Origin of the sequence: Bradyrhizobium sp. RP6, from assembly GCF_003837805.1 — a bacterium.
In the GTDB taxonomy this organism is placed as follows: domain Bacteria; phylum Pseudomonadota; class Alphaproteobacteria; order Rhizobiales; family Xanthobacteraceae; genus Bradyrhizobium.
The window spans coordinates 69,557-96,400 of the sequence record NZ_RQIT01000010.1 but is presented as its reverse complement, the minus strand read 5'-3'; the positions used below and the strand labels follow the sequence as shown (position 1 = coordinate 96,400).

Here is a 26,844-nt window from a genome sequence, read left to right as displayed (position 1 = left end):
ACGACTTCCCGCATTGCAATATATTGCAGAGGACAGAATGTCCCGAGGTCCTCGGACAAAATGTCCAATCAGCTCGCTTCCGGCAGCCACACCGTGAATGTGCTTCCAGAACCGACGCGGCTCTCGGCCGTGATCTGTCCGCCTTGGCGCTTGATCAGCGTTTGGCTGATGGAGAGGCCGAGCCCCGTGCCTTGCCGTCGTTTCGTGGTGTAGAAGGGGTCGAATATCTTCTCGATCACCTCAGTGCTCATGCCGATGCCGGTGTCCGAGACCTCGATGGCGACGCCTTGATGGCCGTCGCGCTCGGCATCGAAGGAGCGGAGCGTCAGGGTTCCGCCGTCCGGCATGGCGTGAATCGCGTTGACGATGAGATTGACCAGGACCTGCTGCAGCTCGCTGCGGTTCATTAGCACCAGCCGGCTGGCGCGGTCGTCCCTGACCACGGCGATCTCGGTCTTGTTCAGAAGATGCTGCACCAGCGGCAGACAGTCGGAAATGACGCTGGCCGGCGCATGTCGCTCGACATAACCGGCATATTCCTCCGGCCTTGCAAACTGCAACAGCTTGGTCACGATCTGGCTGATGCGGTGAATCTGCTCGTCGAGCAGGCGAAACTCGACCTTCGCCTTGTCGGCATCGGCCCCGAACACGCTGCGGATGACGTCGAGATTGCCCTGCATCACCGCGATCGGATTGTTGATCTCGTGCGCAACGCCGGCGGTGATCTCGCCGATCGCAGCCAGCTTCTCGGACATGATGAGCTGCTTGGTGGTTGCCTCGAGCTTGAGATTGGCGTGCTCGAGGTCCCGGGTGCGCTCCCGCACGCGGACATTCAGTTCCTCATTCCATTCCCGGAGCTGTCGGTCGCGTTCCTGGATCTGGTCGAGCAGGCTGTCGAGATGAACCGCGACGCGGCCGATCTCGTCACCCAGCACCGGCATCTTGGTGCGGGCGGAGAGGTTGCCGCGCTCCACCTCGGTGATCGTCGCCGTGACGCGCTCCAGCGGCATGAAGATGGAGGTCGCCCAGCGCAGGAAGATCGGTACGGTCGCGGCGGTGATCGTGATGAACGCTGCGATGATGATCACCAATGTCTGGTATTTGGCTTCGCTGAACGGCTTCTCCAGAAAGCCGACATAGAGCATGCCGACCCGCTTGCCGTAACTGTCGACCAGCGGTTCGTAGGCGGAGATGTACCAGTCATTGACCACGAAAGCGCTGTCGAGCCAGGTGCGCCCCTCGCCCAGCACGGCCGAGCGCACCGCCGCCGACACGCGCGTGCCGAGCGCGCGCCGTCCCTCGAACAGGCGGACATTGGTCGATATCCGCACGTCGTCCAGGAACAGCGTCGCGGTGCCCTGGCTGCCCTCCGGCAGGCTCGCCGCGCGATAGACGAGATCGTTGATCGTGTCGATGAATTCGAGATTCTGGTTGAGCAGGGTGCCGCCGACCAGCGCAGCGGCGCCACCGTCGGGTAGCATCGCCCGACTCGCCGCATGCACGACCATGCCGCGCGTCTCCGTGCTACGGTCGGTCGGCACCGCGTTCGGAGTCGGCACGAGGTCCAATCGCGCGCGCCCGGCCAGGGCCGGCGAGATGGCGGCGAGCTCGTCATTGCCGAAAATGTCGACGCCGGTCGCAGGGACCTCGCCCGACAGCGCCGATGTGATGATCGGCCAGTCACTCCTCGGTCGATGCTGCAACGGCGGCGACGAGGCCAGGACGTCGCCGCGACCGTTTATCAGATACAGGAAATCGAGACCGGTTTCCTTGCGGGTCTCCTCGAGCAGATCCTGCAGGGAGCCGCGGGCATCCGGCGCCAGCACCTCGTGGAAGCGAGCCGACAGGCTGAGCGCCCGGATCTGAACGCCGGTCTTTTCCAGGATGCGGGCGAGATATTGGTGGGCGATGGTGAGATCGCCGTTCACCTTGGAGATCAGGGCCGCATCGAATTTCGCGTTCCACCGATAGATCGCAACACCGAGCAGGAGCGGCAGGATGACCAACATCGGCAGCAGCGCGATCGCGAGCAACCGGAATCGGACGGAGCGTCCCCGCACGGGCTCGCCGGTGCGGCCGGCCGCATCAGACATCCCACAACGCGCATTTGCGGTCGATGGTCTTGCGCGAGATACCGAGGCGCCGGGCCGCCTCCTCGCGATTGCCATTGACCTCCTTCAGCACGCCGAGAATGTGACGGCGCTCGAGTTCTGCGAGACTGTCGGCAGGCGCCGACTGACCGTTATTGCGGGGACCCGCGAAATCGTCGGGGAAGGCGCCGAGGATCAGCGTGCGCTCGATCAGATTGCGCAGCTCGCGCACATTGCCCGGCCAGTCATAGCTTGCGAGCGCCGCCCGCACCGAGGCGTCGATCGGCACCGGCGGCATGCCGAGCTGCACCGACAGCTTGCTCATGAAGATGGTGGCGAGCTCCTGCACGTCATCGCCGCGATCCTTCAGGAGCGGCAGGCGGATCTGCATCACATTGAGCCGGTAGAACAGATCGGCGCGGAAGCGGCCCTTTTCGACCTCCTGCTGAAGCTCGGCATTGGTCGCGAAGATGAAGCGCAGGTCGACCGGAACTTCACGCTCGGAGCCAACCGGACGGACGCGGCGATCTTCGAGCACGCGGAGCAGCTTGCTCTGCATCGGCAGCGGCAGCTCCCCGATCTCGTCGAGGAACAGTGTGCCGCCATGCGCATACAGGAACAGGCCCTCGCGGCCCGAATCGGCGCCGGTAAAGGCACCTTTGATGTGTCCGAACAGCTCGGCCTCGATCATTTCGGGCGGGATCGCCGCGCAATTCACGGGCACGAAGGGCTTGTCGGCGCGGTCGGACAGCGAGTGGATCGAGCGCGCTGCCACTTCCTTGCCGGTGCCGGATTCACCGGTGAGGAGAACCGAGGTCGGCAGGCGTGCGACGCGCGCGATGGTCTCACGCACGCGCAGCGTCGCTGTCGACTGTCCGATCAGATTGTCGCGCAGAAAGGTGCGGTCGGACGAGGCACGCAGAGCGTAGCGCAGGACAAAATTCTCGCGCTGGAGGCGGACGCGGTCGAGGCATCGTGCCACCGCGTTGAGGATCTGGTTGGAGCGGAACGGCTTGAGCACGAAATCGGCCGCACCGGCGCGCAGGGCCTGGATCGCGGTGTCGAGGTCGGCATAAGCGGTGATGAGGATCGCGTCCGCGAAAAAGCCGACGGCGCGCTGCTCGGCGAGCCAGTCGACGCCGTTCTTGCCGGGCATGATGTTGTCGAGAATGACGACGTCGTAGCGGTTGGAATCGAGCTTGCGCGAGGCCTGGTCGGTATCGGCCGCCTCGTCCACCAGCTTGCAGCGCGGCGCAAGCGTGCGCACAAGGAAATTGCGCATGCCCGGCTCGTCGTCGACGATCAGGATGGAGGCCTGCGCCAGCGCGCTGAACTCCGGCCCTGCAGCCGTCTTGCCGGGCTTGACGACAGGCTCGCGTCCCACCGCGGGACTTGCGGCTGCGCTTGCCCTCGATGTTGAGAAAGTCATGCCCGATGTCTTAGGTTTGAGAGTCTTAGGTTTGAGATCATCCACCGCAATAATCGGTCTTTCGCATTGCAGCGAAACACCGGCCGTTTCCCCGCAGGCCGCAGCATAGTCAAGCGTCGCCGCCGTGAACATTCGCCCTTCTACGGGGCGCCGCTCTTTTCGACCAGGAACACGATGCGCGCCTCGTTGCGCTCGGTGATCTCGACCTTGTCGCCGGTCTCGCGGATCAGGTTCGGAATGTCAATCACCGACAACGGATCGGTGCAATGAACCTCGAGCTGATCACCCGGCTGCAAAGGCTTGAGCGCCTTGCGCGTCTTCAGGGCGGGCAGCGGGCATTTCAGTCCGGTGAGATCGAGCATGGTTCTGGTCATGGCTGCAACATGGCGGGACCGATCGATCGCGTCAACGCAAAGGCGCCTAGAGCAGATCGGCGTAGGACACGAAACCGACGACCTGCCCCGGCTCGACATTGGTGATGTCCTCGCCGAGTTCGACGAGGCCGTCGGTCTCGACCAGCGAGGACAACAGTCCGGCCCCTTCGCGCGGAAACTTGATCGCCTCGAGCCCGCCGTCCTGCGCGCGCCGCAGCGAGGCCCGCACATATTCGCGCCGGCCTGCCTTCTTCTTGTAAGTGAACGCCGCCCGCAGCGGGATGGGCGTCAGCGGCTCCGGCAAGCCACCCGCGAGCGCCAAGACCGTCGGTCGCACCACATGGACGAACGTCACGAAGCTCGCGACGGGATTGCCGGGCAATCCGATCAGCGGCGTGCCGTCGATGATGCCCATCGCCACGGGACGGCCGGGCTTGATCGCCATCCGCCACAGCACCAGCGAGCCGATGCTCTCCACCGCCGCCTTGACGTGATCCTCCTCTCCGGTCGAGACGCCGCCGGTGGTGAGGATCAAATCATGGTCACCTGCGACCTGCTTCAGGCCGCTCGCAAGCGACGTCCGCTCGTCGCGCAGAATGCCGAGGTCGCTGACCTCGCAGCCGAGCCGCCGCAGCATCGCCATCAGCATGAAACGGTTGGAATCGAACAGCTGCGAGGCGCCGCGCGGCTCGCCCGGCGAGGCCAATTCGTCGCCGGTCGAGAACACGGCGACACGGATGCGCCTGACGACGTCGAGCCTTGTCAGGCCGAACGCGGCAGCAAGGGCGACATGCTGCGGTCGCAAGCGCTGGCCGGCGCGGAGCGCGACGTGCCCCTTCGGAATGTCCTCGCCTGCGGGACGGACATTGGCTCCAGGCTTCAGCCCCGGCGGCAGCACGATCCTGCCGGAATCATCGATGCGGACGTCCTCCTGCATGAAGACGGTCTCCGCATCCGGCGGCATCGGCGCGCCTGTGAAGATGCGCGCGGTGTGACCGGGCTTGATCGGCGCTTGCACAAGACCGCCGGCCTGGATGCGACCGTCGAGCGGAAACGCCCGTTCGGCGCTGTCCGGAAGGTCGGCGTTGCGCAGGGCGTAGCCGTCGACGGCAGAGTTGGTGAACGGCGGCAGCGGCAAAGGTGCGGCCACATCGTGCGCGAGCACGCGCCCGTCGGCATCGACCAGCGCCACGGTTTCGAGATCGACAATCGCGTTGACGCGCGTCGTGATGAGGCGAACGGCCTCGTCGACCGACATCATCGGGCCGCCAAAGGCAAAGCAATCGTCCGATAGTTGCGCCATGGTGCCTCGTCAGCGTATGGCGGTGCTTCTCGCCACCGCTTCCTCGACCGGCATCGCCGCCCGGAGCAGCAACGCGGCTACGGCGGGGATATCATCGAGATGGACGGTCGGCAGCCGGGTTTCAACCGCCGCATCGGTCGCGATACCGGCAATTCCGGGATCGTCGGGAAACAGCAACGGCTTGCCATTGCCGGCGCGGTGCACCTCGATCTTGCGATGCGGCTCCCGCTTGAAGCCCTCGACCACGACGAGATCGACCGCGGAGAGCTTGCTCAATAATTCCGGCAGCCGCGGCTCCGCCGCGCCGCGCAATTCATGCATCAAGGCCCAGCGATTCGACGAGGCCACCAGCACCTCCGCCGCACCAGCCTCGCGATGGCGCCAGGAATCCTTGCCGGGCACGTCGACGTCGAACTGGTGATGCGCATGCTTGATGACGGAGACGCGCAGGCCCTGCGCGTTGAAATGCGGGATCAACCGCGTCAACAGCGTGGTCTTTCCCGCACCGCTCCATCCTGCAAGGCCGATGACTTTCATGCCCTTCGATCTCCGCCAACGGCTCGCTGGCCGATGGAACCTCCGGCCCCTCCCCCCGTCATTGCGAGCGCAGCGAAGCAATCCAGACTGCCGCCGCGGAAAGATGCTGGATTGCTTCGCTGCGCTCGCAATGACGAGCGGAGGCATTTTGCCCATTCCCAACCATGCTTATATCGGCTTGACCCGAATGTCATGCTAACCTCGCCGCCATGATGAAGATCGACAAAGCCCCGGTGCCCCTGATCATCCCGAACCCCGACGACCCGCGCCTGACCCAGAGCGTGATCGGGACCGACCAGACCGGCGCCAGGGTAGAGATCAAGGTCCCGATGGAGCGGCCACTGACGCTCTACCTGAATGCCCAGGAGATCGTCACCATGATGACGATCGGCGATTACCCCGAATATCTGGCGCTCGGCTATCTCCTGAACCAAAACATGCTGAAATATAACGACGTGGTCACCGAGGTCGAGTACGACGACGACCTCCAGGTGGTCGTCGTGCGCACCTCACATCACACCAATTTCGAGGCCAAGCTGAAGAAGCGCACGCAGACCTCGGGCTGCGCGCAAGGCACCGCCTTTGGTGATCTGCTGGAGGCGGTCGAGAGCGTCGCGCTGCCGAAGGCCGAGCTGCGCACCTCCTGGCTCTACCAGCTGACGCAGACCATCAATACCATGCCCTCGCTCTATCTCGAAGCCGGCGCGATCCATGGCTGCGTGTTGTGCAAGGAAGGCACCCCGCTCTGCTACACCGAGGACGTCGGTCGCCACAACGCCGTCGACAAGATCGCGGGCTGGATGTACCGCCACGGCGTCGAACCTGGCGACAAGATCCTCTACACCACCGGACGTCTCACCTCGGAGATGGTGATCAAGACCGTCCGCATGGGCATTCCGATTCTGGTGTCGCGCTCCGGCTTCACCGCCTGGGGCGTCGATCTCGCAAGGCAGGTCGGGCTGACGCTGGTGGGACGCACCCGCGGAAAGCGCTTCATTGCGCTCGCGGGCGGGGAGCGCATCGTCTACGACCAGAACCTTGCTTATGTCGAGGAGGAGTCGGCCAAGCACAAGCGCAAGGGTGAAGGTGGTGACGACTAGGATTCCGGCAACGAGCGTTCCGTCGACTCTTGGCGTGCTGCTCGCCGGCGGCCTCGCACGGCGCATGGGCGGCGGCGACAAGCCGATGCGCACCATTGGCGGGCGCACCATCCTGGAGCGCGTGATCGCGCGCCTTTCGCCCCAGTGCAGCGGGCTGATCCTCAACGCGAACGGCGATCCCGCCCGCTTTGCTGCGTTCGGACTGCAGGTCGTCGCCGACGACGTGCCCGGCTTTCCCGGCCCCCTCGCCGGCATCCTCGCTGCGCTCGACTGGGCCGCGACGAACCGGCCGCAAATCGAATGGGTGCTCAGCGCCGCCGGCGACTGCCCGTTCCTGCCGCGCGATCTCGTCGCACGGCTGCATGACGCACGCGCGCGTGAGCATGCGCAGCTTGCGGTCGCCGCGTCAGGCCAGCAGTCGCATCCGGTGATCGGCCTGTGGCGCGTCGCCTTGCGCGACGAGCTGCGCCACGCGCTGGTCGTCGAGGACCTCCGCAAGATCGACCGCTGGACCGCACGTTATCCGCTCGCAACTGTGACGTGGCCGGCAGAGCCGCTCGATCCGTTCTTCAACGCCAACACGGCCGAGGACATCTCCGAGGCCGAGCGGCTGGCGGCGCTGGATGAGGCATTCTAGCAGCTTCAAGATTTCGGAAACTCGTTGAGCAGCTGCGCCCAGATGATCGCGAACGCGATGAGGCCGCAGAGGCCGACGACAATGGTGAACCGTGGCAAGCGTCCGATCGCAACCAGCAGCCAGGCCGGCAGGAAGAACAGCACGAAGATCATACCCAGCGGAAACACCGCGAGCCATTGAAAGCCGCTGCCGTCCCCGGGCGGGACATGAGCGATGAAGTAGAAGGTGTAGAGCCAGAACAGCGTGCCGGCCGCTGCGACGAGTGCAGCAATCTTGCGAAAATTTGCGGCTGTTGACGCGGTCATGATCTGGCTCACGTCCCTTGGTCGCAGCGGCGGCCGTCAGAGTTCATGCCCCTTGAACCGGACGGGAGCGCGCCGCTGAGACCGCCAGCGGCACCGACCAAGCCCATAACCATAAACCCTCTCGTGTGGTCCTTTCTTCCAGCCGGATCTTGGCGCGCGAGGCCTCCAGCAACGCGCTATGCGGGCCGGAATCCGGCCCGCTCCAGCGCCGCGCGCGCCTCGCCCGAGCCGAGTGCATCGAGAAAGGCCCGCACGGCAGGCCGGTCTTTGCGTGCGGTCACCAGTGCGAAGTCATAATGCTCTTCCGCCAGTGGAATAAAGCCGAGGCCGACTGCATGGGCGACCGGCGCGATGGTCATGCCCCAGTCGGCGCGATGCTGGGCGACGGCCGCCGCAACCGCATTGTGCGAACGTGGCTGGTTCCAGTAGCCCTCCGGCCGCACGCCGCCGAGCAGCCGGTCGATCAGGATACGTGTGCCGGCGCCCTGGTTGCGGTTGACCATGATGCAGGTGGAGTCAGCGAGCGCGGCAGCAACAGCGTCCTCTGCGCTCAGACCCTCGAAACGTTCGTCGCCCTTGCGGAAGACGATGCCCTGCATCCGCCGCCAGCCGGCGACGAGCTCGAGTCCTTCGACGAGATAAGGTGTGTTGTAGGTCTCGCTTCGATCGTCGAACAGGTGGATCGGCGCGAGGTCGCATTCGCCGCGCCTAGCCGCCGCAAGCCCGCCGAGGCTGCCGACCGCGATTGAGCGCACCGTCAGGCCGGCATGCGCGAGCGGTGCAGTAACGAGATCGAGGCCGGTGCAATGGCTGCCGACGATAACGAGATCGGGCACGCGCACATGCGGCGTGAACAGCGTCACCTCGGCTTCAGCCCCGGCCGGCATCTGATCCGCCAGCGCATCGATGCGCAGAAAGCCATCGGCCTGCGCAAATGACGTGATCGCGCCAGACCCCTTGCCGGAGGGATAGGCGATCAGGCGACCCTTGCCCTCGACCAGCGAGACCATGACGAATTCGGTGCGACCGAGCTCGGAGGCGATGCGCACCGGCACGGTCGCGTTGACCTTGGCGTCGGAGCGCGGCGGCAGGCCGGCCATCTTGCGCAGCACCGGCACGATCATGTCGTGGAAGGTGAACATCGCCGAGGTCGGAAAGCCCGGCAGGATCACCACCGGCTTGCCATCGCACACCGCAAGGCACAGCGGCTTGCCGGGCTTGAGCGCAACGCCATGCGCAATGATGCCGGGTGCGCCGAGTCGGCCGATGATGCGATGGGAGAGATCGCCCGCGCCTTTCGACGTACCGCCCGACAAAACAAGCATGTCGGAGTCCGCAAGCACGCGGCGCATGGCCGCTTCGAGCCTGGCTTCATCGTCGGGAATTGCACCGAGGAAGACGGCCTCGCCGCCATTCTCGTCGACCGCGGCCGCGACGATGGCGCCGTTCGTATCGTAGATTTCGGCAGGCGCGAGCGGCTCGCCGGGCTGGACCAGTTCGTCGCCGGTGGAGATCACGGCAACCCGCGGCTTGCGCACGACACTCACCTCGGCAATGCCGCAAGCCGCCAGCATGCCGATCTCGCGCGAGCCGATGAGAGTGCCGGCGCGTAGCAGCGCCTCGCCGCGCGCGATATCGGATCCGGCGTACGAGACGAATTGCCCCGGCGAGACGGCGCGACGGACGTCGATCGCATCGAGGGCTGCCGGCTGGGTGTGCTCGACCATGACCACGGCATCGGCGCCGCGCGGCAGCGGAGCGCCGGTGGCAATCGGCGTCGCGGTCGCGGCCGCCACCTGCAGCGTCGGCGCGGTGCCACAATGAATCGTCTCGCCATTCAGCGCGAGGCGCACGGGCGCGCCCTCGCCGGCCGCCGCGAGATCTGAGGAGCGCACCGCAAAACCGTCAACATTGGAGCGGTCGAATGGCGGCACGTCAATCGGTGCGGTGACGTCTTCTGCGAGCGCGGCACCGAGTGAAGCCGCGAGCTTACGCGTTTCGCTCGGAAGCACGCGCGGAAACAAGGCCGCCTCGAAGCGCGCCAGGGCTTCCTCGCGCGAGAGGATCTTGAGAAACTGCTCCTGCTCGAGCGCGCTGCGGTCTGGTGATTTCGGGATCATCGTCATGCCGGGACCCATATCATTCCCGCATCAGATGGGCATCGACCGGCGTACCTGCCGCATATCCCTCGTGACTGGCGGGAATGAGCAGCCACGCGTCCGCACGGGTTATGGCCTGAAGCGGCCATTCGCCCACGGCAAGCGGCATCCAGGCGCGAGGTTCCCCGGCCAGCAAGGCGATCTCGGCGATTCCGACGCCGGATGCGATTTTTCGCGCAAGCGGCAAGGTCACCCGTCGGCGCGGCCGGCGCGCCGACAGACGATCGACCAGCGGCAGCACGAGCGCGAGCCACACCGCAAGCGCATGATCGGGCGAGCCGGGCAAGGCGACGACGGGAACCTGTCCGAGCCGTCCGATGGCGGCGGTGCGTCCGGGCTGCAACGCAAGGCCGTGCGCCAGCACCGTACCGCGCCGGGCCAGGGCCGTGATGGCAGCGTCCTGGCGGCCCACCGCGCTGCCGCCGATCGTCAGCAGGAGATCGCAAGAGGGCGCATCGAGCACATCGGCAATCGATGCTTCGTCGCGTGCCCGAGCTTGACGCGCTTCCACGTCGAGTCCCGCCGCCCGCGCGAGCCCGGCGATGAAATGCATCGTTGCCGTTGCGCCCGGCACATTGACAACGTGCAGCCGGGGCCGCCGCACGCCGAGCTTCTCCAGACCGGCAACGCGCGCGATCAAGAGATCAGCCGCACCGACCGGATAGCCCTCGGCGCCGGCAGGCGCACCTTCCGCGATGTCGCTGCCGGCGCGCCGGACGCCCTGTCCGGGCACGCCCTCCGCCAGCACCTGCGCGAGCGGTCCCGACACCTCCACGGCATCGGCATCGAGCACACAGTCGGATCCCGCCGGCATCGCTTCGCCGGCCTCGACCCACACCGGCACGCTTGTCAAAGGCAGCGGCGAGTATGAGGATGCGCCGACGAGATCGTTGGCGCATAGCGCCCAGCCGTCCGCCGCGGCAATGTCGCGCGAAGGATAGGCGGCAAGCTGCGGAGGGCCCGCCGCGATGCAGCCGATCGATTCTGCGCACGGCACCTGCACCGGCGCGACGGGATCAACGCCTCGCAGTAACGCGGCGAGGGCGGTGTCGAGCGGCGTCAGCGATGGCGGCAGGCGCTGGGTCATGCGCCATGATGGACCATGCATCGCCCGGTTTGGCAACCGCCGGTGATGCGCGCCTCAACCGCCCGACCTGTCCGAGTTGGGGAAGAACAGCTGCTGCCCGTCGACCTTGTAGCCGGCGATCGCCGTCTGCCCCTCCGGCGATGTCAGCCAGTCGATGAAGGTCTGCCCGAGGTCTTTCTTCACGTTCGGGAACTTCGCAGGGTTGACCAGCATCACGCCGTACTGGTTGAGCAGCCGCCTGTCGCCTTCGACGACGATGTCGAGATCGCCGCGATCCTTGAAGGCGATCCAGCTGCCGCGGTCCGACAGCACATAGGCATTCGCGGCGCGCGCCGCGTGAAGCGCCGAGGCCATGCCCTGCCCGGCCTCGCGATACCAGGGTCCCTTGGCGCCAGCGATGTCGATGCCGGCCACGATCCAGAGCGCGAGTTCCGCGGCGTGGGTCCCCGACCGATCGCCGCGCGTCACGAACGGCGCGCCCTTGGCTTCGATCGCCTTCAGCGCCGTTGCGATGTCCTTGCCCTTCACGCCCGCGGGGTCGCTCTTCGGCCCTATCAGCACATAATCGTTGTACATCACGTCGTAGCGCTTCACGCCGAGACCATCGGCGACGAACTTCTCCTCCTGGGCCCGCGCATGCATCAGCACGACGTCGACCTCGCCCCGTCGCGCCCCGTCGAGCACTTCGTCGGCGCGCCGCGCGATCACGGTGACCTCGATGCCGGCCTTGTCGCGGAAGATCGGCAGCAGATAATCGAGCAGGCCGGACTCCTGCGTCGCCGTGGTCGTGGCGAGGACGATGCCGCGGTCCTCCGCGGACGACGCCGCAACGCCCGCGGCAAGCCCGCAGAGAAGCGCAAATACAACGGACAGGCGGCCCATGATCGGGGTTCCCCTCAGCTATGACTCGATCATGATGATGAGCGATTGCGCCGCACTCGTGACGCGTTTTCGCGCGGCATGATCGGGAAATTTCGGCAAGGCCGCCGAGCGCACCGCGCGAGCGATTGATTCAGGATCATTCACCAAAGCAGAAATCGCGCGTGCGGGATGTATTGCAAAGCAGCGAGATGATCGGGCATGGTTCCCGCCGACAAAAAATCTGAAATGCAGAATTCCACCTGCGTCGGGCGTCAAAAAGAAGCAATAATTTGCATAGGAATGCAGGATGGAATTCCTGACGACCAGCGAAGCCGCCGACTATCTTCGGCTCGGCGAGCGCAAGCTTTACGAACTCGTCACCACCGGTTCGATCCCCTGCACCAAGGTGACGGGGAAATGGCTCTTCCCGCGGCACGAACTCGACCTCTGGGTCCTGTCGGGACTGGCGCGTCCGGCCGGCATGTTGATCGCGGAGCCGCCGCCAGTCGTCGGCGGCAGCCAGGACGAACTGTTGGATTGGAGCCTGCGCGAATCCGGCTCTGGCCTGGGATCGATGAGCGAGGGCAGCGCGCGCGGGCTCGAGCGCCTGCAGCGCAACGAGGTGATGGCCGCGGCGGTGCACTTCCACGCCTTGAACCCCTCCGACAGTCTCGCCAGCGACGCCAGTATCGAAGTCCTGCGGGCCGCGCCGGACCTGCATGACGCCGTGCTGGTCGCGTTCGTGCGCCGTGAAGAAGGGCTGGTGCTGCCACACGGCAATCCCAAGCGGCTGCACAGCCTGACCGATGTGCTCGCACTCGGCGCCCGGATGGCGATGCGGCAACAGGGCACGGGCGCGCAGATGCTGCTCGACGTGCTCCTGAAGCGCGCGGGCGCCTCGACGCGCGATTTGCACCGCATCGAAACGGCGGCCCTGACCGGCCCGGATCTTGCCGAACTGGTCCGCGCCGGCCAGGCCGATTGCGGCATCGCGACCCGCGCGGCGGCGCGCTCGGCCGGTCTCGATTTCGTGCCGCTGGTCTGGGAGAACCTCGACCTCGCGATGCGGCAACGCAGCTATTTCCGCCCTGCCATGCAGACCGTGCTCCGCTTCCTGAACGAGCGGCGGCTGCGCCAGCGCGCCGACGAGCTGACCGGCTACGATCCCTCGCCTGCAGGACTGATCCGCTTCGCGGCCTGACGTTGACGCCCGCCCCCGAATAGTTGCAAAAGAAACCAATTCAGCCGGGCCGTACCCGGACGCAACACCGGCCAACGAGCCGGCTCAGGGGAGGACAAACGTGAATCCAACCAGATTTGGTCTGCCGGTCGCGGCCGCCATGACGGCGGCCTTGCTGTCGGGCACGGCGTCGGCACAGGTGTCCGACGACGTCGTCAAGATCGGCGTGCTCACCGACATGAACGGCCCCGCCTCCGCGCCGACCGGCCAGGGCTCGGTGACGGCGGCGCAGATGGCGATCGACGATTTCGGCGGCACCGTGCTCGGCAAGCCGATCAGCATCGTGATCGGCGACCACCAGCTCAAGGCCGATATCGGCGGCACGATCGCGCGGCGCTGGTACGACGTCGACCAGGTCGATCTGATCGTCGACGTGCCGGTCTCCGCCGTCGGCCTCGCGGTGCAGAACGTCGCCAACGAGAAGAAGCGGCTGTTCATCACGCATTCCACGGGCACCGCGGATTTCCACGGCAAGTTCTGCTCGCCTTACGCGATCCAATGGGTGTTCGACACTCGCGCGCTCGCGGTCGGCACCGCGGATGCGGTGGTCAAGCGCGGCGGCGACAGCTGGTTCTTCATCACCGACGACTACGCCTTCGGCCATTCGCTGGAGCGCGATGCGTCCGCCGTCGTCACCGCCAATGGCGGCAAGGTGCTGGGCTCGGTGCGGCCGCCGCTGGCAACCCCCGACCTCTCCTCCTTCGTGCTGCAGGCCCAGGCCTCCAAGGCCAAGATCATCGGCATTGCCGCCGGTCCCCCCAACAACATGAACGAGATCAAGACCGGCTCGGAATTCGGCGTGTTCAAGGGCGGCCAGCAGATGGCGGCGCTGCTCGCGCTGATCACCGACATCCACGGCCTCGGCCTGCAGGCGGCGCAAGGCCTGCTCCTGACTACCTCGTTCTACTGGGACATGGACGACAAGACCCGCGAATGGTCGAAGCGCTATTTCGCCAAGTTGAACAAGATGCCGTCGATGTGGCAGGCCGGCGTCTATTCCAGCGTGATGCACTATCTCAACGCCATCAAGGAGACCGGCACCGACGATCCGCTCAAGGTGGCCGCCAAGATGCGCGAGAAGCCGATCGAGGATTTCTTCGCCCGCAACGGCAAACTGCGCGAGGACAATCTGATGGTGCACGACCTCTGGCTGGTGCAGGTGAAGACGCCGGAGGAGAGCAAATATCCGTGGGACTATTACAAGATCCTCACCACCATCTCCGGCGACAAGGCGTTCGGGCCACCAGACCCGGCCTGTGCGCTGGTGAAGAAATGATGGTGGCGAGTGGCGAATGGGGAGTAGCGAATGGGGACGCCTCCATTCGCTATTCGCAACTCGCCACTCGCTATTTCACCACGGCGATCTCGCGAAAGTATTTCATCACGCCCGGATGGATCAGCTCCATCTTCGGTGCCGCCGCGACCGTGTTTGCGGCCGTGGTCTCGCAGGCCTGTGCGAGCCTCTTGCAGAACGTCACTTCTGCGCCGTGCAGCGTCTTCGCGAGGCGGTAGGCGACATCATCAGGCAGGTCCTCGCGCGTGAGGACAAAGCTCCAGGAGCCGAGCGAGGCGATCGGCTCCGTCTGCTTCGGGTAGGAGCCGGCCGGCACGGTGAGCGGCTTCAGGAACGCATGCCTGGCGCGGATGCGCGTGACCTCTTCGGCACTGGGCGCGATGAAGCGCGCGCCTGCCGGGCTCGATGCCACCGCGGCAAAGCCGGGCCAGCCGATGCCGGCGCCCCACAGCGCGGCGACGCGGCCGTCCTCGACCATCGCCGGGCCGTCGCCGGCGCGGTCGAGATAAACAGCCTTGAAGTCCTCGTCCTGCTTCAGGCCGAGCCCGTCCAGCACATAGCGCGCCAGGATCGGCAGGCCCGAGCCTCTCGCCCCGAAGGCAACCGGCTGGCCGACGAGATCGCGGATCGTCCTGTAGGGACTGTCCGCACGCACCACGAATAGGCCGGGGTTGGAATAGATCGCGGTCAGAATCTTCAATCGCACCGGCGCGCGGCCGATGCCGGCGAAGGCCTCATAGGCCGGCTCGCCCGCGACCAGCGCGAGATCGAGTTCGCCTTTCTCGAGCAGCGGGATGTTCTCGTTGCTGCCCCTGGTGTTGCGCGGGACGATGGAGACTTGCGGATCGGCCGCGTTCATCACCTCCGCGAAGGCGTTGCCATAGAGCGGAAAGCCGCCGCCGGGCGTCGCGGTGCCGAGGCTGATTGTCTGGCTGATCGTCTGGCTGGTCGTCGTGGTCGGAATGGCCGTGCCTCCGGTCTGGGCGGCAGCGGGGCTTGCGAGCAGCGCCGCACCGAGAAGGGTCATCGCGAATCTCATGGTCGCTCCTGGCGGACCTGCGTCAACACCGACTTGCGACGATATAGGCAGCGACCCGATTTTGTGAAAGCATGCAGCCAACGACAATAAAGCAATGGGAGACGTCATGGTGCGAATTTTGCGTCACGGTTTGTTCGGGCTCGCAGTCCTCTTAGGTCTTTTCAGCACCACCCCTCCCGCCTCCGCCGCCTATCCCGACCGTCCCGTGCACTGGCTGATCGGCTTCGCCGCCGGCGGCCCGGTCGACATCGTGGCGCGGATCATGGCGCAATGGCTGTCGGAGCGGCTCGGGCAGCAGGTCATCGTCGAGAACCGCACCGGCTCCGGCGGCAACATCGCCGCCGCCGCCGCGATCAACTCGCCGCCGGACGGCTACACCCTGCTGTTCGTCGCGCCCAACAACGCGATCTCGACCTCGCTCTACAAGAAGCTGCCGTTCGACTTCCTGCGCGACACCGTGCCGGTGGCCAGCATCATGCAGCTCACCAACATGCTGGTCGTCTCCAACGCGTTCCCGCCGAAGTCGGTCAAGGAGTTCATCGACTATTGCAAGGCCAACCCCGGCAAGGTCTCCTATGCCTCGTCCGGCAACGGCACCTCGGTGCACATGTCGGCCGAGCTGTTCAAGGTGATGACGAAGTGCGACATGGTGCACGTGCCCTATCGCGGCTCGGCCATCGCCTTCCCCGACATCATCTCCAACAAGGTGCAGCTGATCTTCGACAATCTGCCCTCGGCCATGGAGCAGGTGAAGGGCGGCAACGTCCGCGCGCTGGGCGTGACCTCGCCGCAGCGCTGGCCGAGCGTGCCCGACGTGCCCGCGATCGCCGAGACCGTGCCGGGCTTCGAATCGGTCGGCTTCTACGGCATCTCCGCGCCGAAGGGCACGCCGCCCGAGGTGATCGAGGTCCTCAACAAGGCCGTCGGCGAAGCGCTGAAGGACCCGAAGCTGGTGGCCAAGCTCGCCGAGACCGGCGGCATCCCCAAGCCGATGACGCCGGCCGAGTTCGGCAAGCTGGTCGCGGACGAGACCGAGAAATGGCGCAAGGTGGTCGAGTTCGCCGGGGTCTCGGTGGACTAGGCGGCAGGCCGCCGAGCGCGGCCGCATGACATTTGAGGGGGGCCAACTAGGCCCTCTCAAACAAAGTTGCGAAAACAACCCCATGCACAGTAGACGAGGCCAGTGATTTCAAGGGGTTACCGCCCGACTCGAAAAAAACCTCCGAAAAAGCGGTTTGCTCCGTCGGGCAAAACAGGGTTATACAGGCATCGTCGCTAATTTCGGCTATTCAAAAATGCTCTATGATGGTGTAGCGGCGTTCCCCGCCGCGAGAGCCAGCATTGCACCCCCGCCTCCGTCCCTGTAAACGAACCGCGCACCGTTGCCGGCCGCCTTCCTGCGGCCGCCTCGCGGCGGGGCCTGTAGCTCAATGGTTAGAGCCGGCCGCTCATAACGGTCTGGTTGCAGGTTCGAGTCCTGCCGGGCCCACCACGCTTCGCTCTTCGGGCTACGCGTGGCGCAGCCGAGCGGAGAACGGCGGGCGAAGCGTGGTGTCCGGCGTAGCTGGAGCGCAGCGGAAGCGAAGACGGACTGTGGAGGCGAGTTCGGCTGAGCAGGCTAACGCCACAGATCAAAGTAAGCATGTGAAGGCCGTCGCCCCGGAGCTAACGGTCGAAAGCGGTTCGTGCTTGCAACTCCAAGAACCTTTTCGATGAATCTGCGACCATGACCACCTTTGCTCAAGCCGCGGAGAAAGCGGCTCGTAGGCTACGGTGGCTGCCCGTCATTGCAGCTATTGCCGCAGTTATGACTGCGACTCCCCTTGCGTGGGACAGTAAGAACTTTGGCACGTTTGTGCTTGTCATCTCAGTCTACTTGCCCGTGTTGGCACTAGTTGTCCTCGGCCTCTGCATCTGGGCGGGAGTTGAAAGGAAATCACCTCGAGCGCGTTCGATCGTAATCTCGCTGGTGATCATGCTCACGCTGATCGGCGGAACATTCTGGGCAGTGCCGCCGCTGAAGGATGAACTTCGATTTCTGTCTGTGTCTCTCACTCACAACGACGCTGCGAGGGTTCGCAGACAAAGACGCGATCATTCTGGATTGGGAAAGCTGGGGGATGGTAGGCATGGAAAATGACGCTTACCTCGTCTCGAACCCAAGCGACACTCTTGCCGAGGACGATGGAGCTTCGGAGTGGCTCCGCCACGTCGGATCGAGTTGCGAAGTCGTGGCTTCGAAGCGGATGCGCCGCGGAATCTTTATAGTCACGACTTACAATTGTCCGCTTCGATGAGCAACGGCCAAGCGAGAACGTCAGAAACTTCGCCGTCCGCGACAACCAGGTAATTTGATGTCGTTGCGGCGATCTGATTTCCCGTTGCTTTACATGGCTCACATATCGATCGATCTGGTTGGCTAAGCGAAGCCAACTTCTAGCCAACTCTCCAAGCATCCGACTTTTGGTGCCATCCTGTGTTTCCCGTGCCAATCGATAGCAGTCTGCTGATTGATCTCTGCAATAGTTTGAGGTCTGCAAGGTGCGATCTCCAACATCGGCATCCTGATCGACGACGTCACGTCTTCATCGTCGACAATACGTCGCAATGAATATCGGAAGTGGAAAGACCAGGCGTCGGCCTCCAACCGCGGATGCGCGTGAAGGTTCTAGAGCCGCTTCTTTCTCAAGGCCTCAAGGCGGCCCCTCTCAGCACGGCCGCCTGCGATGCGAACGGGACGCGACAATCAGTCCACCGGATGGTTTGTCGATCATCAAGTTCGATCTTCCGTAGCTTGGACGATCGCGTCTCGCCCTGACCGGAGGAATGCGGTTGAATTGGTCGGCGCACACGCATCATTGGACGCTTGAGACCGGTTCATCGGTATGGCTCATGGCCGCCGCGAAAGGCCAGACTGCCCCGCCTCGCGGCGTGGACCTGCCGATTCTTCTAGGAGACGGAACGGTCCTCAAGACGTTGGTGAGTGACTCTTCAGCCTGTCGGATCGTGATCGAGCTGGACAGCAGCCATCTTCGGCGCTTGGCACCCGGGCCAGGCAAACCTTTAAATCCCACCCGTTTCCCCAGTTCGTGCTGGATCGTTCAGCGCCGACTATAGAGCAGGCGATCATCGGGTGGGCTCTTCCTTGATCATGGGCCCAATGCTTCCGCGCCCGCAGAACCAGCAGGCGAATAGAAGCAAAGGCAGGTCAATGAGGTTCGGGACATTCAGGAGCAGCGCCAATTTCTCAGGAAGCTGCGGCACAAAGATGAATTGAAGCGATCTGCCGCTCACCATTGCGTTGGCTGTGGAACTGCCGCACCGTCGGCGGCAAGTCTTGTCAGGTTCATGTAAAGAATGGCCTATTGCAGATGATCGTCAACGTGGCCGCACAAGCGCTGATTGCAAACCTTCGTATGTAGACGTCATTTTCTTCGTGCGCTGTTAGCTCTGACCTGTGTATTGCCAGAGCATACGAGAGGGCGAGGATGATTACGGCAGCACGGGAAGCAGTCGACCTGCTAATTCAAGCCGCGAGCAGTTGGCAGTTCGACGATACTCTCGACGGATTGCGTGATCGAGAGTGGATGGCGCTGCGCTTTCTCGCGCGCGCGAACAGATTCTCGCGAACACCCTCCGGATTAGCCCAGTTCGTCGGCACAAGTCGTGCTACCGCTTCTCAGACAGTCAAGCGTCTCGAAGACAAGGGCTACCTTCAGCGCCGAAATTCTGATCAAGACAAGCGCTCGGTGATCCTTGATGTAACTCCGCGAGGAGAAAAGCTCCTTTTAACGGATCCAATTACGCAGCTCGTTCACGCGATTGCTGCGCTTGAACTTGGCGCAAAAAACTTTCGTGATTTGCTTCGCCAGATATTGGAGCAACTGGACGCGCGCCGTGATCGTCACCATGCGGATAATTGCAGAAAGTGCATTTTCCTAGGTGAGGCAACCTCCAACCGTGCGAGCAGAAAGCAGCCTGAATATACGTGCAGATTCTTTCGGGCCGATGTCGACGCATCCGAAATCGATCTTCTGTGCTTCAATTTCGAGCGTAGAGAGAGCGGCGCTTTCCCCGTCTAGTTCTCGGGCAAGGATGCATCCGGGCCCCGGAGCGCCTGGGAGTCCGGGGCCATAACCTCAGCAACGTCGTGGCGGCGCCGCTCGGCTACGTTGGCTAATCTATGAAGCTTTTATGAAGATGCGTTGAGGTGGCGCAAGGGTCGCGGAACTCATTGCCAAGACGGGCGCCCATTTGAGCGATTGGAATTACGGTGACAGTGCACTAAATGGCCGGCGCATGCCGCTTCGCACCGATTGAATGTACTGTCACCGCCGAGTCCAAACCTATAGCTTCCGATACGTAACATGCGCCGTCGCGAAAGGGATGCCCGCACGCCCGGCGCTTCCGCGAACGATGCAGGCGCGATCATCGATCGCGTAGAACCAGTCATCGAAGTTCAGCTTGAACGACTTGCCATCGCCTTGAGGCGTATCGCGCGTGTACGTCCAATGGAATGCACAACCGGCCTGCTCGCCGGTGGCTTCGCCTTCCAGGCGGTTCTCATGGCCGGTGTATCGACCTTCGTCCAGCTTGTGAATCGTCCAGCGCAGCGTGTCGCTGTGACCGTCATCGAAGGTGTAGGTTTCGGTCAGGACGACAGTATCGGTGTCCGCGTCGAGCTCGCCATGAGCCGTGATCGTCGCCCGCTTCAGAAGCCCGCCGACGAGGCTTTCGACCACCGCCCAGCCTTCCAAGCGGCCAACGAAGAACCGCTCAGGGAGAAACACCGGTGTGGTGCCGGCGAACGCGTCTATGGCCATGGCTTTTCCTCCGAAACCGATGACCACTCAAGTCGCCTCTCGGCCCCGGGTTCCGCAGCAAAGACCCGCCTAGCCCGGTCGCGTGCTTGCGGCGCATGCAGACCGCGTCAACCCCTCGCGTTCTCCACAGCCCTTGGGAACACGTGGACAAGCCCAGCCCTACCGTTTGGGAATCCCTGACCCGTGCTAACCGCCGGGAACGAGCGGGCGGGCGGACGGATTCGTCCCGGCGAGGAGCGGTTCTCATGCTGATGACGAAGGAAAGACGGCCGGCGATCCGCACGCTGCGCGGATGGGCCGTCAATGTGCTGCAAGAGGCTGGCGCCATCCACGAATGCGAGGAGCACGGCTGGGCCAGGGATCGTGCCGACCCGCACGCTCGGACACGCGCGCTCGCGCTTGCGCGGAAGCATCCGCCGGACGGCGTCTCCGCGGATCAGGCCGTCGCGGAGATCAACGATGTCCTCGATTCGATCGGCGATGCGTGTCCGGAGTGTCCGGACGAGAGCCTTTGAGGCCTGCGGCAAGGAGCTTCGCGTACGACTACGAAGTAGCGTCCGGCGTCACCGGATGCTTCATGCCGATTTCCGCCGCGCCGCTGAGGCCTGCTTCTTCGCGGACGTCTCCTTGGCGGCCGCCTTCTTGCCTGCGATCGGCATCAGCATCTCCTTCTGGCCGGCCGCCGCCTTCCTCGGCTTCTTCGCCGGCTTGACCGCCTTCGCAGGCGCGGCCTGCTTCCCGGCTTCCTTCCCGACGCTGCGCCGCAGCGCTTCCATGAGGTCGACGACGTTCTCGCCCTTCGGCCGCTCCTTCGGCCGGATGACCTTGCCGGCGCGCTTTTCGTTGATCAGCTCGATCAGCGCGGTCTTGTAATGGTCCTCGAACTTCTCGGGAGCGAATCGTCCAGCCTTCTGGTTGACGATGTGCCTGGCGAGATCGAGCATGTCCTTGGTGACTTTCACATCCTGGATGTCGTCGAAATAGTCCTGCTCGCTGCGCACCTCGTAGGGATAGCGCAGGAGGGTACCGACGAGGCCCTTGTCCATCGGCTCCAGCGCGATGATGTGCTCGCGGTTGGTCAGCACCACCCGCCCGATCGCGACCTTGTCCATCTCGCGGATGGTCTCGCGGATCACCGCGAAGGCGTCATGGCCGACCTTGCCGTCGGGCCGGATGTAATAGGGGCGGATCAGATAGCGGGGGTCGATGTCCGACCGGGCGACGAACTCGTCGATCTCGATGGTGCGCGTGGACTCCAGCGCGATCTCCTCGAGCTCCTCCTTGGACACCTCGATGTATTGGCCCTTCTCGAGCTCATAGCCCTTGACGATGTCCTCGTTCGGCACCTCGTCGCCGGTGTCCGCATCGACTTTCACGTATTTGATGCGGTGGCCGGTCTGCCGGTTGAGCTGGTTGAACGAGATCTTCTCGCTCTCGGACGTGGCCGGATAGAGCGCCACGGGACAGGTGACGAGGGACAGTCTCAGGAAGCCTTTCCAGTTGGCGCGCGGGGCCATGTACGCAGAACTCCGGTTCGAGGCGGCTCGGATTCAAGACGAACGGCCGGCCTGGGTTCCGACATGGCTTGTGCAGAAAAACGCGGGACGCGAGCTGGCCGAGCGCAGCCGGCCTGGGCGGGATCGGTTTCGGCCGGAAGCGGGCCCGCATCCGGCACATCCCGTGAACGGACGCGCCTCGCCCTCACCCCTCCACCCGCCACAGCCTCCACCTTTCCGGCACGCCCTTGAGCCGGTGCACGCCGTGATCCCTCAGGCTGATCGCGGACTGCGCCGTCATCAGCTCCTTCACCGCGCTCGACACCAGCACCTCGCCCGCGCGCGCCTTTGCGGCGACGCGGGTGCCGATGTGGAAGGCGAGGCCGACCATTTCGCCGCCGCTGATGGTGTATTCGCCGGCGTGCAGGCCGACCCGGATCTCGAGGCCGAGCGTGCGCATGGCCTTCTGGATCGCGGTCGCGCAGGCGATGCCGGCGGCGGGCTTCTTGAAGGTCGCGAGCACGCCGTCGCCGGTGGTCACGACCTCCTTGCCGCCGCACGTCTTCAGCTCCTTGCGAACGGCGGCGTAATAGTGGCCCATCACCTTGGTCCAGCGCGCATCGCCGAGCTTGGCGGCCTTCGCGGTGGAGCCGACGATGTCGACGATCAGGATGGTGGCGAGCGCCTGCTTGAGCTCGGTGCCGCGCGCGGCCGAAGGACGCCGGTTGGCGATGGGGCCGGTCAGCGGCTCGTAGCGATGATTGCGGCGCCGCGCGATCGCGGCCTTGGTGTAGTCCTGCGCGCGCTGCGCGGTGCCGCAACGAACCGTCTTCTCCTGCGGCAGACGCGACCAGTAGACCTTGCGGCCGGCACCGGCGCCATGCACCTCCACCGCGCCCCACTTCAGGAAGACCGCCGAGCCAACGCGCCTGACGCACCACGCCTTCGACGTGTACCCGGAGACGTTGGACTGATGGACACCGATGCGAAGGAATTTCGGCATGAACGTGCGGCCAAGGACCGTTTGCGTCGCTTTCGCAAAAGCTAGTCGCACAACCCGGCGTTGGCAACCGGACTCCCGTCCCGCCCTCCGCCTGCAGAGCAATCGCATGTGGAAGCGAGGTCCCTTATGGCCATGCTTCGAGACGCACGCCGTTGGCGGGCCTCAGGATGAGGATGGAGTGCGCGGCAGCAGTTTCAACGGGCACCGATGCGCCTGGCCTCCGCCTGAACGAGATGCCATTTGCGATTGCCCTGCACTGCGCCCGCCAGCGGGCAATCTAAATTCCTCTGCCGCCGCCCTGTTGGCCGATCGTGCAGCGCCACCCGGCCAGACGTTCGGCCGGATGCTGCGCCATCCATTCGGCGAGCTGCGGCGCGCCGATCAGGCAGGACTGCATCGTGACGTCGGCGAAGTCCGAGGTCGTGACGATCTGTTCATGACAGTCCGTCGGAGATGACAGGCTGCAGAGCACGGCGATGATCCTGATCATCTCACACGAGCTCCTGCGGCCAATCGTATTCGGGCCTGGCCGCCGGGCGCGTCGCCGGTTTGGCGGCGTCGACGCTGGAGGCCTTTTCGGCGCGCCGCTGATAGTCATCGGCCAGCAGCTTCAGCCGGGTCGCGACCACCTCGTCGGTCATGCTCATCGCAGCGCGCAGCAGGCTCTGCGCCGTTTCCATGTATTGCTTGCCTCGTCGTGACATCTGCAGGGTCATAGCATCCTCGCGCGGTTCTCTGGAGAAACGTCGATGGCGATAGGGACACGGCCGAACCAGTCGCGGTCGTCCCGGCGGCGGGTCGCGAGACGTTCGACGCACTTCTTCGAGCAGAGCGAGTTGCGCCACGCGTAATACCTGACAAGACCGAATCGGCCGTCGCAGACGGCACAGCGTCCGGTTTGGCCATGAAGATTTGCGGAGCAGGTTGGCATTGACGTCTCCTCTCGTTGTCGCGCCTGATGTCGCCGATCACCTCTTCTGTTGCACCGGGGCTTGCCTCGCCTCCCGATGACGCGGGCGGCACTCGTCGTCTAAAGCGCAATGCGATCAGGATCATCATCGCGCTTTAGGTGATTGTTTAAGCATGATCTTTTCGGAAAACCGCTGTGCACTTTTCCGGATCATGCTTTAGGCCGCCAACGAAGCCAGCTTACGAGAGCTGCGCGGCGATCTCTTTCACCAAGGCGTCCTCAATTGCGCATCCGCACGACGCCCGGCCCGGCACATGAGGGGGCCGGCAAACGCCCGCTTGCACGGCGTCCATCGACCGGAGGAGGCGCAGTCAAAAGCGATGTGCTATCCTCCCGCGGGGCGGCGGGAGAGAGAACCCAGAGAGAACCCATGGCAACGAGTGTCAAGCAAATGCTGGAAGCTGCCAACGCGGCGGTCCCGAAGATCACGTCGGAGCAGGCGGCCGAGATGATCAGAAGCGGCAACACGCTGGTCGTCGACGTTCGCGATGCGCCGGAAGTCGCCGCCAGTGGCAAGATCGCCGGGGCCGTGAACGTCTCGCGCGGGATGCTGGAGTTTCGCGCCGATCCGGAGTCGCCCTATCACGACAAGGCGTTCGACAAGACCAAGACCGTCATCCTCTATTGCGCGTCCGGCGGCAGATCGGCGCTGGCCGGGAAGGTGCTGAAGGATATGGGCTACGACAAGGTCTACAACGTCGGCGGGTTCAAGGATTGGTCCGGGGCGGTCGAGAAATAGGCGGAACAGGCAGCGCGGTTCCCGTTTCCTGGCGCTCGCATATCACGGCCATGAACGATTGATCCGGGGGGCGCGGACCTTGGTGCCGCGCGCCCCGAATGGCACTTCCTGCGGCAAGGCGCGTTGCGGTCCTTTCGAGGAGGTGCAGATGACCAAGACGAAGGCTTCCGACGCGAAAGTCGCAAGGACGGGAACACAGCCCACGCTCAATCCCGGCGATGAAGCCCCGCCCGGAACCATGGGCACCGGCGAAGACATCTGTCCCGAGTGCCACGGCAAGGGGCGTATCGACGGCGCGCCTTGCGCGACCTGCGGCGGGAGCGGCACCGTCATTCGGGCCATTGGCGGCGCCTGACCTTGCTGCGTCGATCGGGACTTCATCTTCGTAGCAACGATTGGCCGTCACGCGTGTTCTCCTCACCTGGAACACAGTGAGGCGCGCCATGGGCAAGGATAGCGAACTGAAGCCCGACGACTTCCCGATCGTAGCCGACAAGGACAAGCTGAAGACCCACAAGGGCGAGCACGTCGCCGAGGCCGAATCGGAGCAGATTGCCGATGAGATCGCCGACCGGCTGAACGAGCACGCGCACCAGGAAGAGCAGGATCGCTGGTCGGCGTAGCGGCAGCCCGCCGCGCCCCGCAGGATTTGGAACGACCAGGCGTTCCCGCGCATTGGCCCGCGCCGGATCCCCACGTGATCCGGCAATGGCGGCCCCGGCACGAACCGCCCCCGGACGGCCGGGGCCGCCTGATCGCGAGCGAAAGGAGCGAACATGAAAGCGCTTGTTCTGGCAGGGCTCATTGCAGCTCTCGCGTCTCAACCTTCCGCGTTCGCCCAAGGCGGCGCGGGTGCCTCCAGAACCGGATCGAGCATCGATGCAACCGGAACAGGCGGCACGACGGGCGCGGGCGCGTCGGGCCTCAACACGTCATCGGACGCCAACAGCGGCGGCTCGAGCGCACCGGCGAAATCAAAGACGGAGCGCCCCGGGGACAATGACACCAGGCAAAGCCAGGGCGGCCAGATGAAGGCACCGGGGGCCGGCACGATGGGAACGAACCGCAAATAGGGGCGGAAGCTCGCGCCCTCACTCCGGATACGCGAACAGATCGATCGGCTCGTTGAAGCCGCGCACCTCGTGCCGGCCGACATGCTCAAGCGCGAACTCTTTCTCCACCAGTTCGGCGAAGGCACGCGACAGCAGCACCTTCTTGCCGATCGTCTTGGTCAGCGCCTCGAGGCGGGAGGCCATGTTGACGGCCGGGCCGATCACGGTGAAGTCGAGCCGGCTGGTCGATCCGATATTGCCGTACATGACGTCGCCGACATGGACGCCGATGCCGTAGTTCAGCGGCGCGCGGCCGGTGCCGCTGTTCCGCTCGTTCAGCGCAGCCATGGCCTGCCGGGCCTCGGCCACGGCATGCAGCAGGTTCGCGCAGGCGTCGGGCGCGCTGAGCGGGAAGATCGCGAGCAGTCCGTCGCCGATGAATTTCAGGATCTCGCCGCCGTGTCGCGCAATCGGCTCCGACATCGCGTCGAAATAGTCGTTGAGCAGGTCGATGACGTCGTCGCGCGGCCAGTTGTCGGAAATCTTGGTGAAATCCCTGAGGTCGCAGATCATGATCGCGGCGCGGACCGTCGTGCCGGTGCCGCGCCTCGTGGCGCCGGCAAGGATCAGCTCGCCGGCATGGGAGCCGACATAGGTCTCCAGCAGCGTCCGTGCCAGCCGGTTCTTGATACGGATCTCGCTGACCAGCGCCAGCACCGGCAGCAGCTTCTTAAGGCCCGCGATATGCGCATCGTCGAAGCCGCCGGGCCGGTCGGTCGCGAAGGTGACGATGTGGCGCTTGCCGAGCGTATGGTAGAGCGGCCAGGCGACATAATCGGTGAGGCCCCTGGCGCGCATCTCGTCATAGAGGGCGTGCTTGCGGCCGAGCGAGGGATCCTGCTCGAGCCTCTCCCGCAGCTCGGTGGCGCCGTCATGGATCTCGTGGGCGGCGCTGCCGATATATTCGGGCCGCTCGCGAACTTCATAGTCGACCAGCGCAATCTCGGCCTCGCGGCTCCCGTCGGACCACATCATGCGGGCGCCCAGCCATTGCGGGTGATTGATCAACACGTGGAGCGTCGCACGCTTCACGGGAATGCCGTCCTGCTGCAGGCGGATGCACATCTGCGCGAAGATGTCGTCGATGAAGCGCTCGTCGCGCGTGCCGTTGGTCAGCCAGTCGATGACGCCGTCGGCAGGCGTGGGGGCATGGTTGTCTGGCGCGTTCATATCCTGCCCCTCAAGCTGCGGTCTGCTACCGAAGCAGATATCACGCCCCGGGCGGGCGGCGTCAACCTGACCAATT

General features: G+C 64.7%; 27 protein-coding genes and 1 tRNA gene. 12 read left to right on the top strand and 16 right to left on the bottom strand.

Features of this window, described 5'->3' with window-relative positions:
• Positions 1-68: 68 nt before the first annotated feature.
• The 5 genes from EHH60_RS19770 to mobB all read right to left on the bottom strand — a co-directional run bounded on the left by EHH60_RS19770 (position 69) and on the right by mobB (position 5,733).
• Entirely contained in the window at positions 69-2,093 is a 2,025-nt protein-coding gene (locus tag EHH60_RS19770) for a sensor histidine kinase (protein ID WP_124161114.1), read from the bottom strand.
• Positions 2,086-3,519 (bottom strand): sigma-54-dependent transcriptional regulator, encoded by a 1,434-nt coding sequence (locus EHH60_RS19765; protein WP_124161113.1) that lies wholly within the window; start codon positions 3,517-3,519, stop codon positions 2,086-2,088. Before EHH60_RS19765 ends, EHH60_RS19770 begins: the two co-directional genes overlap by 8 nt.
• A 140-nt stretch (positions 3,520-3,659) precedes the next feature.
• Positions 3,660-3,893, bottom strand: a complete 234-nt coding sequence (locus tag EHH60_RS19760; protein ID WP_061024365.1) for a sulfurtransferase TusA family protein — start codon at positions 3,891-3,893, stop codon at positions 3,660-3,662.
• Between the two features lie 46 nt (positions 3,894-3,939).
• Complete coding sequence (locus tag EHH60_RS19755; protein WP_124161112.1) at positions 3,940-5,196, bottom strand: molybdopterin molybdotransferase MoeA; 1,257 nt, start codon at positions 5,194-5,196, stop codon at positions 3,940-3,942.
• Between the two features lie 9 nt (positions 5,197-5,205).
• A complete protein-coding gene (mobB, locus tag EHH60_RS19750; protein ID WP_124161111.1) occupies positions 5,206-5,733 on the bottom strand; it encodes a molybdopterin-guanine dinucleotide biosynthesis protein B in 528 nt (175 codons plus the stop codon).
• A 209-nt stretch (positions 5,734-5,942) separates the two neighbouring features.
• Here mobB and EHH60_RS19745 point away from each other — a divergent pair, with 209 nt between their 5' ends.
• Complete coding sequence (locus EHH60_RS19745) at positions 5,943-6,833, top strand: formate dehydrogenase accessory sulfurtransferase FdhD (RefSeq protein ID WP_124161110.1); 891 nt, start codon at positions 5,943-5,945, stop codon at positions 6,831-6,833.
• Complete coding sequence (gene mobA, locus EHH60_RS19740; RefSeq protein ID WP_245454532.1) at positions 6,778-7,470, top strand: molybdenum cofactor guanylyltransferase MobA; 693 nt, start codon at positions 6,778-6,780, stop codon at positions 7,468-7,470. Before EHH60_RS19745 ends, mobA begins: the two co-directional genes overlap by 56 nt.
• Before the next feature lie 5 nt (positions 7,471-7,475).
• Here the strand turns inward: mobA and EHH60_RS19735 are convergent, their stop codons facing one another.
• The 4 genes from EHH60_RS19735 to EHH60_RS19720 all read right to left on the bottom strand — a co-directional run bounded on the left by EHH60_RS19735 (position 7,476) and on the right by EHH60_RS19720 (position 11,903).
• Positions 7,476-7,775, bottom strand: a complete 300-nt coding sequence (locus EHH60_RS19735) for a hypothetical protein (RefSeq protein WP_124161109.1) — start codon at positions 7,773-7,775, stop codon at positions 7,476-7,478.
• Between the two features lie 176 nt (positions 7,776-7,951).
• Positions 7,952-9,901 carry a molybdopterin biosynthesis protein gene (locus EHH60_RS19730; protein ID WP_199751626.1) on the bottom strand — a complete coding sequence of 650 codons (1,950 nt, stop codon included), beginning with the start codon at positions 9,899-9,901 and terminating at the stop codon, positions 7,952-7,954.
• 13 nt (positions 9,902-9,914) lie between these two features.
• Complete coding sequence (locus tag EHH60_RS19725; protein WP_124161107.1) at positions 9,915-11,021, bottom strand: molybdopterin-binding protein; 1,107 nt, start codon at positions 11,019-11,021, stop codon at positions 9,915-9,917.
• A 54-nt stretch (positions 11,022-11,075) separates the two neighbouring features.
• Positions 11,076-11,903 carry an ABC transporter substrate-binding protein gene (locus EHH60_RS19720; protein WP_124161106.1) on the bottom strand — a complete coding sequence of 276 codons (828 nt, stop codon included), beginning with the start codon at positions 11,901-11,903 and terminating at the stop codon, positions 11,076-11,078.
• A gap of 286 nt (positions 11,904-12,189) precedes the next feature.
• Here EHH60_RS19720 and EHH60_RS19715 point away from each other — a divergent pair, with 286 nt between their 5' ends.
• Complete coding sequence (locus tag EHH60_RS19715) at positions 12,190-13,083, top strand: substrate-binding domain-containing protein (RefSeq protein WP_124161105.1); 894 nt, start codon at positions 12,190-12,192, stop codon at positions 13,081-13,083.
• 100 nt (positions 13,084-13,183) lie between these two features.
• Positions 13,184-14,398 carry an ABC transporter substrate-binding protein gene (locus tag EHH60_RS19710; RefSeq protein WP_124161104.1) on the top strand — a complete coding sequence of 405 codons (1,215 nt, stop codon included), beginning with the start codon at positions 13,184-13,186 and terminating at the stop codon, positions 14,396-14,398.
• Positions 14,399-14,468: 70 nt separating this feature from the next.
• Here EHH60_RS19710 and EHH60_RS19705 read toward each other — a convergent pair whose 3' ends face one another.
• Complete coding sequence (locus EHH60_RS19705) at positions 14,469-15,455, bottom strand: TAXI family TRAP transporter solute-binding subunit (RefSeq protein ID WP_124161103.1); 987 nt, start codon at positions 15,453-15,455, stop codon at positions 14,469-14,471.
• A 106-nt stretch (positions 15,456-15,561) separates the two neighbouring features.
• Between EHH60_RS19705 and EHH60_RS19700 the strand changes: the two genes are divergently transcribed.
• The 3 genes from EHH60_RS19700 to EHH60_RS19690 all read left to right on the top strand — a co-directional run bounded on the left by EHH60_RS19700 (position 15,562) and on the right by EHH60_RS19690 (position 19,537).
• Positions 15,562-16,536: a Bug family tripartite tricarboxylate transporter substrate binding protein gene (locus tag EHH60_RS19700; protein ID WP_124161102.1), complete on the top strand. Its 975-nt coding sequence runs from the start codon at positions 15,562-15,564 to the stop codon at positions 16,534-16,536.
• Positions 16,537-16,871: 335 nt separating this feature from the next.
• Positions 16,872-16,947, top strand: a tRNA-Ile gene (locus EHH60_RS19695).
• Between the two features lie 1,996 nt (positions 16,948-18,943).
• Complete coding sequence (locus EHH60_RS19690) at positions 18,944-19,537, top strand: MarR family winged helix-turn-helix transcriptional regulator (protein ID WP_349629072.1); 594 nt, start codon at positions 18,944-18,946, stop codon at positions 19,535-19,537.
• Between the two features lie 264 nt (positions 19,538-19,801).
• Here EHH60_RS19690 and EHH60_RS19685 read toward each other — a convergent pair whose 3' ends face one another.
• Positions 19,802-20,278 (bottom strand): DUF3833 family protein, encoded by a 477-nt coding sequence (locus EHH60_RS19685; RefSeq protein WP_124161101.1) that lies wholly within the window; start codon positions 20,276-20,278, stop codon positions 19,802-19,804.
• 245 nt (positions 20,279-20,523) lie between these two features.
• On the opposite strand from EHH60_RS19685, the gene EHH60_RS19680 reads away from it, so the two are divergent.
• Entirely contained in the window at positions 20,524-20,793 is a 270-nt protein-coding gene (locus EHH60_RS19680; RefSeq protein WP_124161100.1) for a hypothetical protein, read from the top strand.
• A gap of 60 nt (positions 20,794-20,853) precedes the next feature.
• On the opposite strand, the gene ku is transcribed toward EHH60_RS19680, so the two are convergent.
• From ku to EHH60_RS19660, 4 genes are all read right to left on the bottom strand, one after another.
• Complete coding sequence (ku, locus tag EHH60_RS19675; RefSeq protein ID WP_124161099.1) at positions 20,854-21,795, bottom strand: non-homologous end joining protein Ku; 942 nt, start codon at positions 21,793-21,795, stop codon at positions 20,854-20,856.
• A gap of 184 nt (positions 21,796-21,979) precedes the next feature.
• Entirely contained in the window at positions 21,980-22,777 is a 798-nt protein-coding gene (locus tag EHH60_RS19670) for an adenylate/guanylate cyclase domain-containing protein (protein ID WP_124161098.1), read from the bottom strand.
• Positions 22,778-23,054: 277 nt separating this feature from the next.
• The gene (locus EHH60_RS19665; RefSeq protein WP_124161097.1) at positions 23,055-23,267 is read right to left on the bottom strand and encodes a hypothetical protein; all 213 of its coding nucleotides are present in this window, start codon (positions 23,265-23,267) and stop codon (positions 23,055-23,057) included.
• 1 nt (position 23,268) lies between these two features.
• Positions 23,269-23,457 carry a hypothetical protein gene (locus tag EHH60_RS19660; protein WP_245454531.1) on the bottom strand — a complete coding sequence of 63 codons (189 nt, stop codon included), beginning with the start codon at positions 23,455-23,457 and terminating at the stop codon, positions 23,269-23,271.
• Between the two features lie 660 nt (positions 23,458-24,117).
• Between EHH60_RS19660 and EHH60_RS19650 the strand changes: the two genes are divergently transcribed.
• From EHH60_RS19650 to EHH60_RS19635, 4 genes are all read left to right on the top strand, one after another.
• Positions 24,118-24,486, top strand: a complete 369-nt coding sequence (locus tag EHH60_RS19650) for a rhodanese-like domain-containing protein (RefSeq protein WP_124161094.1) — start codon at positions 24,118-24,120, stop codon at positions 24,484-24,486.
• A gap of 148 nt (positions 24,487-24,634) precedes the next feature.
• A complete protein-coding gene (locus tag EHH60_RS19645) occupies positions 24,635-24,841 on the top strand; it encodes a hypothetical protein (protein ID WP_124161093.1) in 207 nt (68 codons plus the stop codon).
• Between the two features lie 88 nt (positions 24,842-24,929).
• Complete coding sequence (locus EHH60_RS19640; RefSeq protein WP_124161092.1) at positions 24,930-25,109, top strand: hypothetical protein; 180 nt, start codon at positions 24,930-24,932, stop codon at positions 25,107-25,109.
• Positions 25,110-25,262: 153 nt separating this feature from the next.
• A complete protein-coding gene (locus tag EHH60_RS19635) occupies positions 25,263-25,559 on the top strand; it encodes a hypothetical protein (RefSeq protein WP_124161091.1) in 297 nt (98 codons plus the stop codon).
• Positions 25,560-25,577: 18 nt separating this feature from the next.
• Here the strand turns inward: EHH60_RS19635 and EHH60_RS19630 are convergent, their stop codons facing one another.
• Positions 25,578-26,768, bottom strand: a complete 1,191-nt coding sequence (locus tag EHH60_RS19630; protein ID WP_124161090.1) for an adenylate/guanylate cyclase domain-containing protein — start codon at positions 26,766-26,768, stop codon at positions 25,578-25,580.
• Positions 26,769-26,844: the final 76 nt, after the last annotated feature.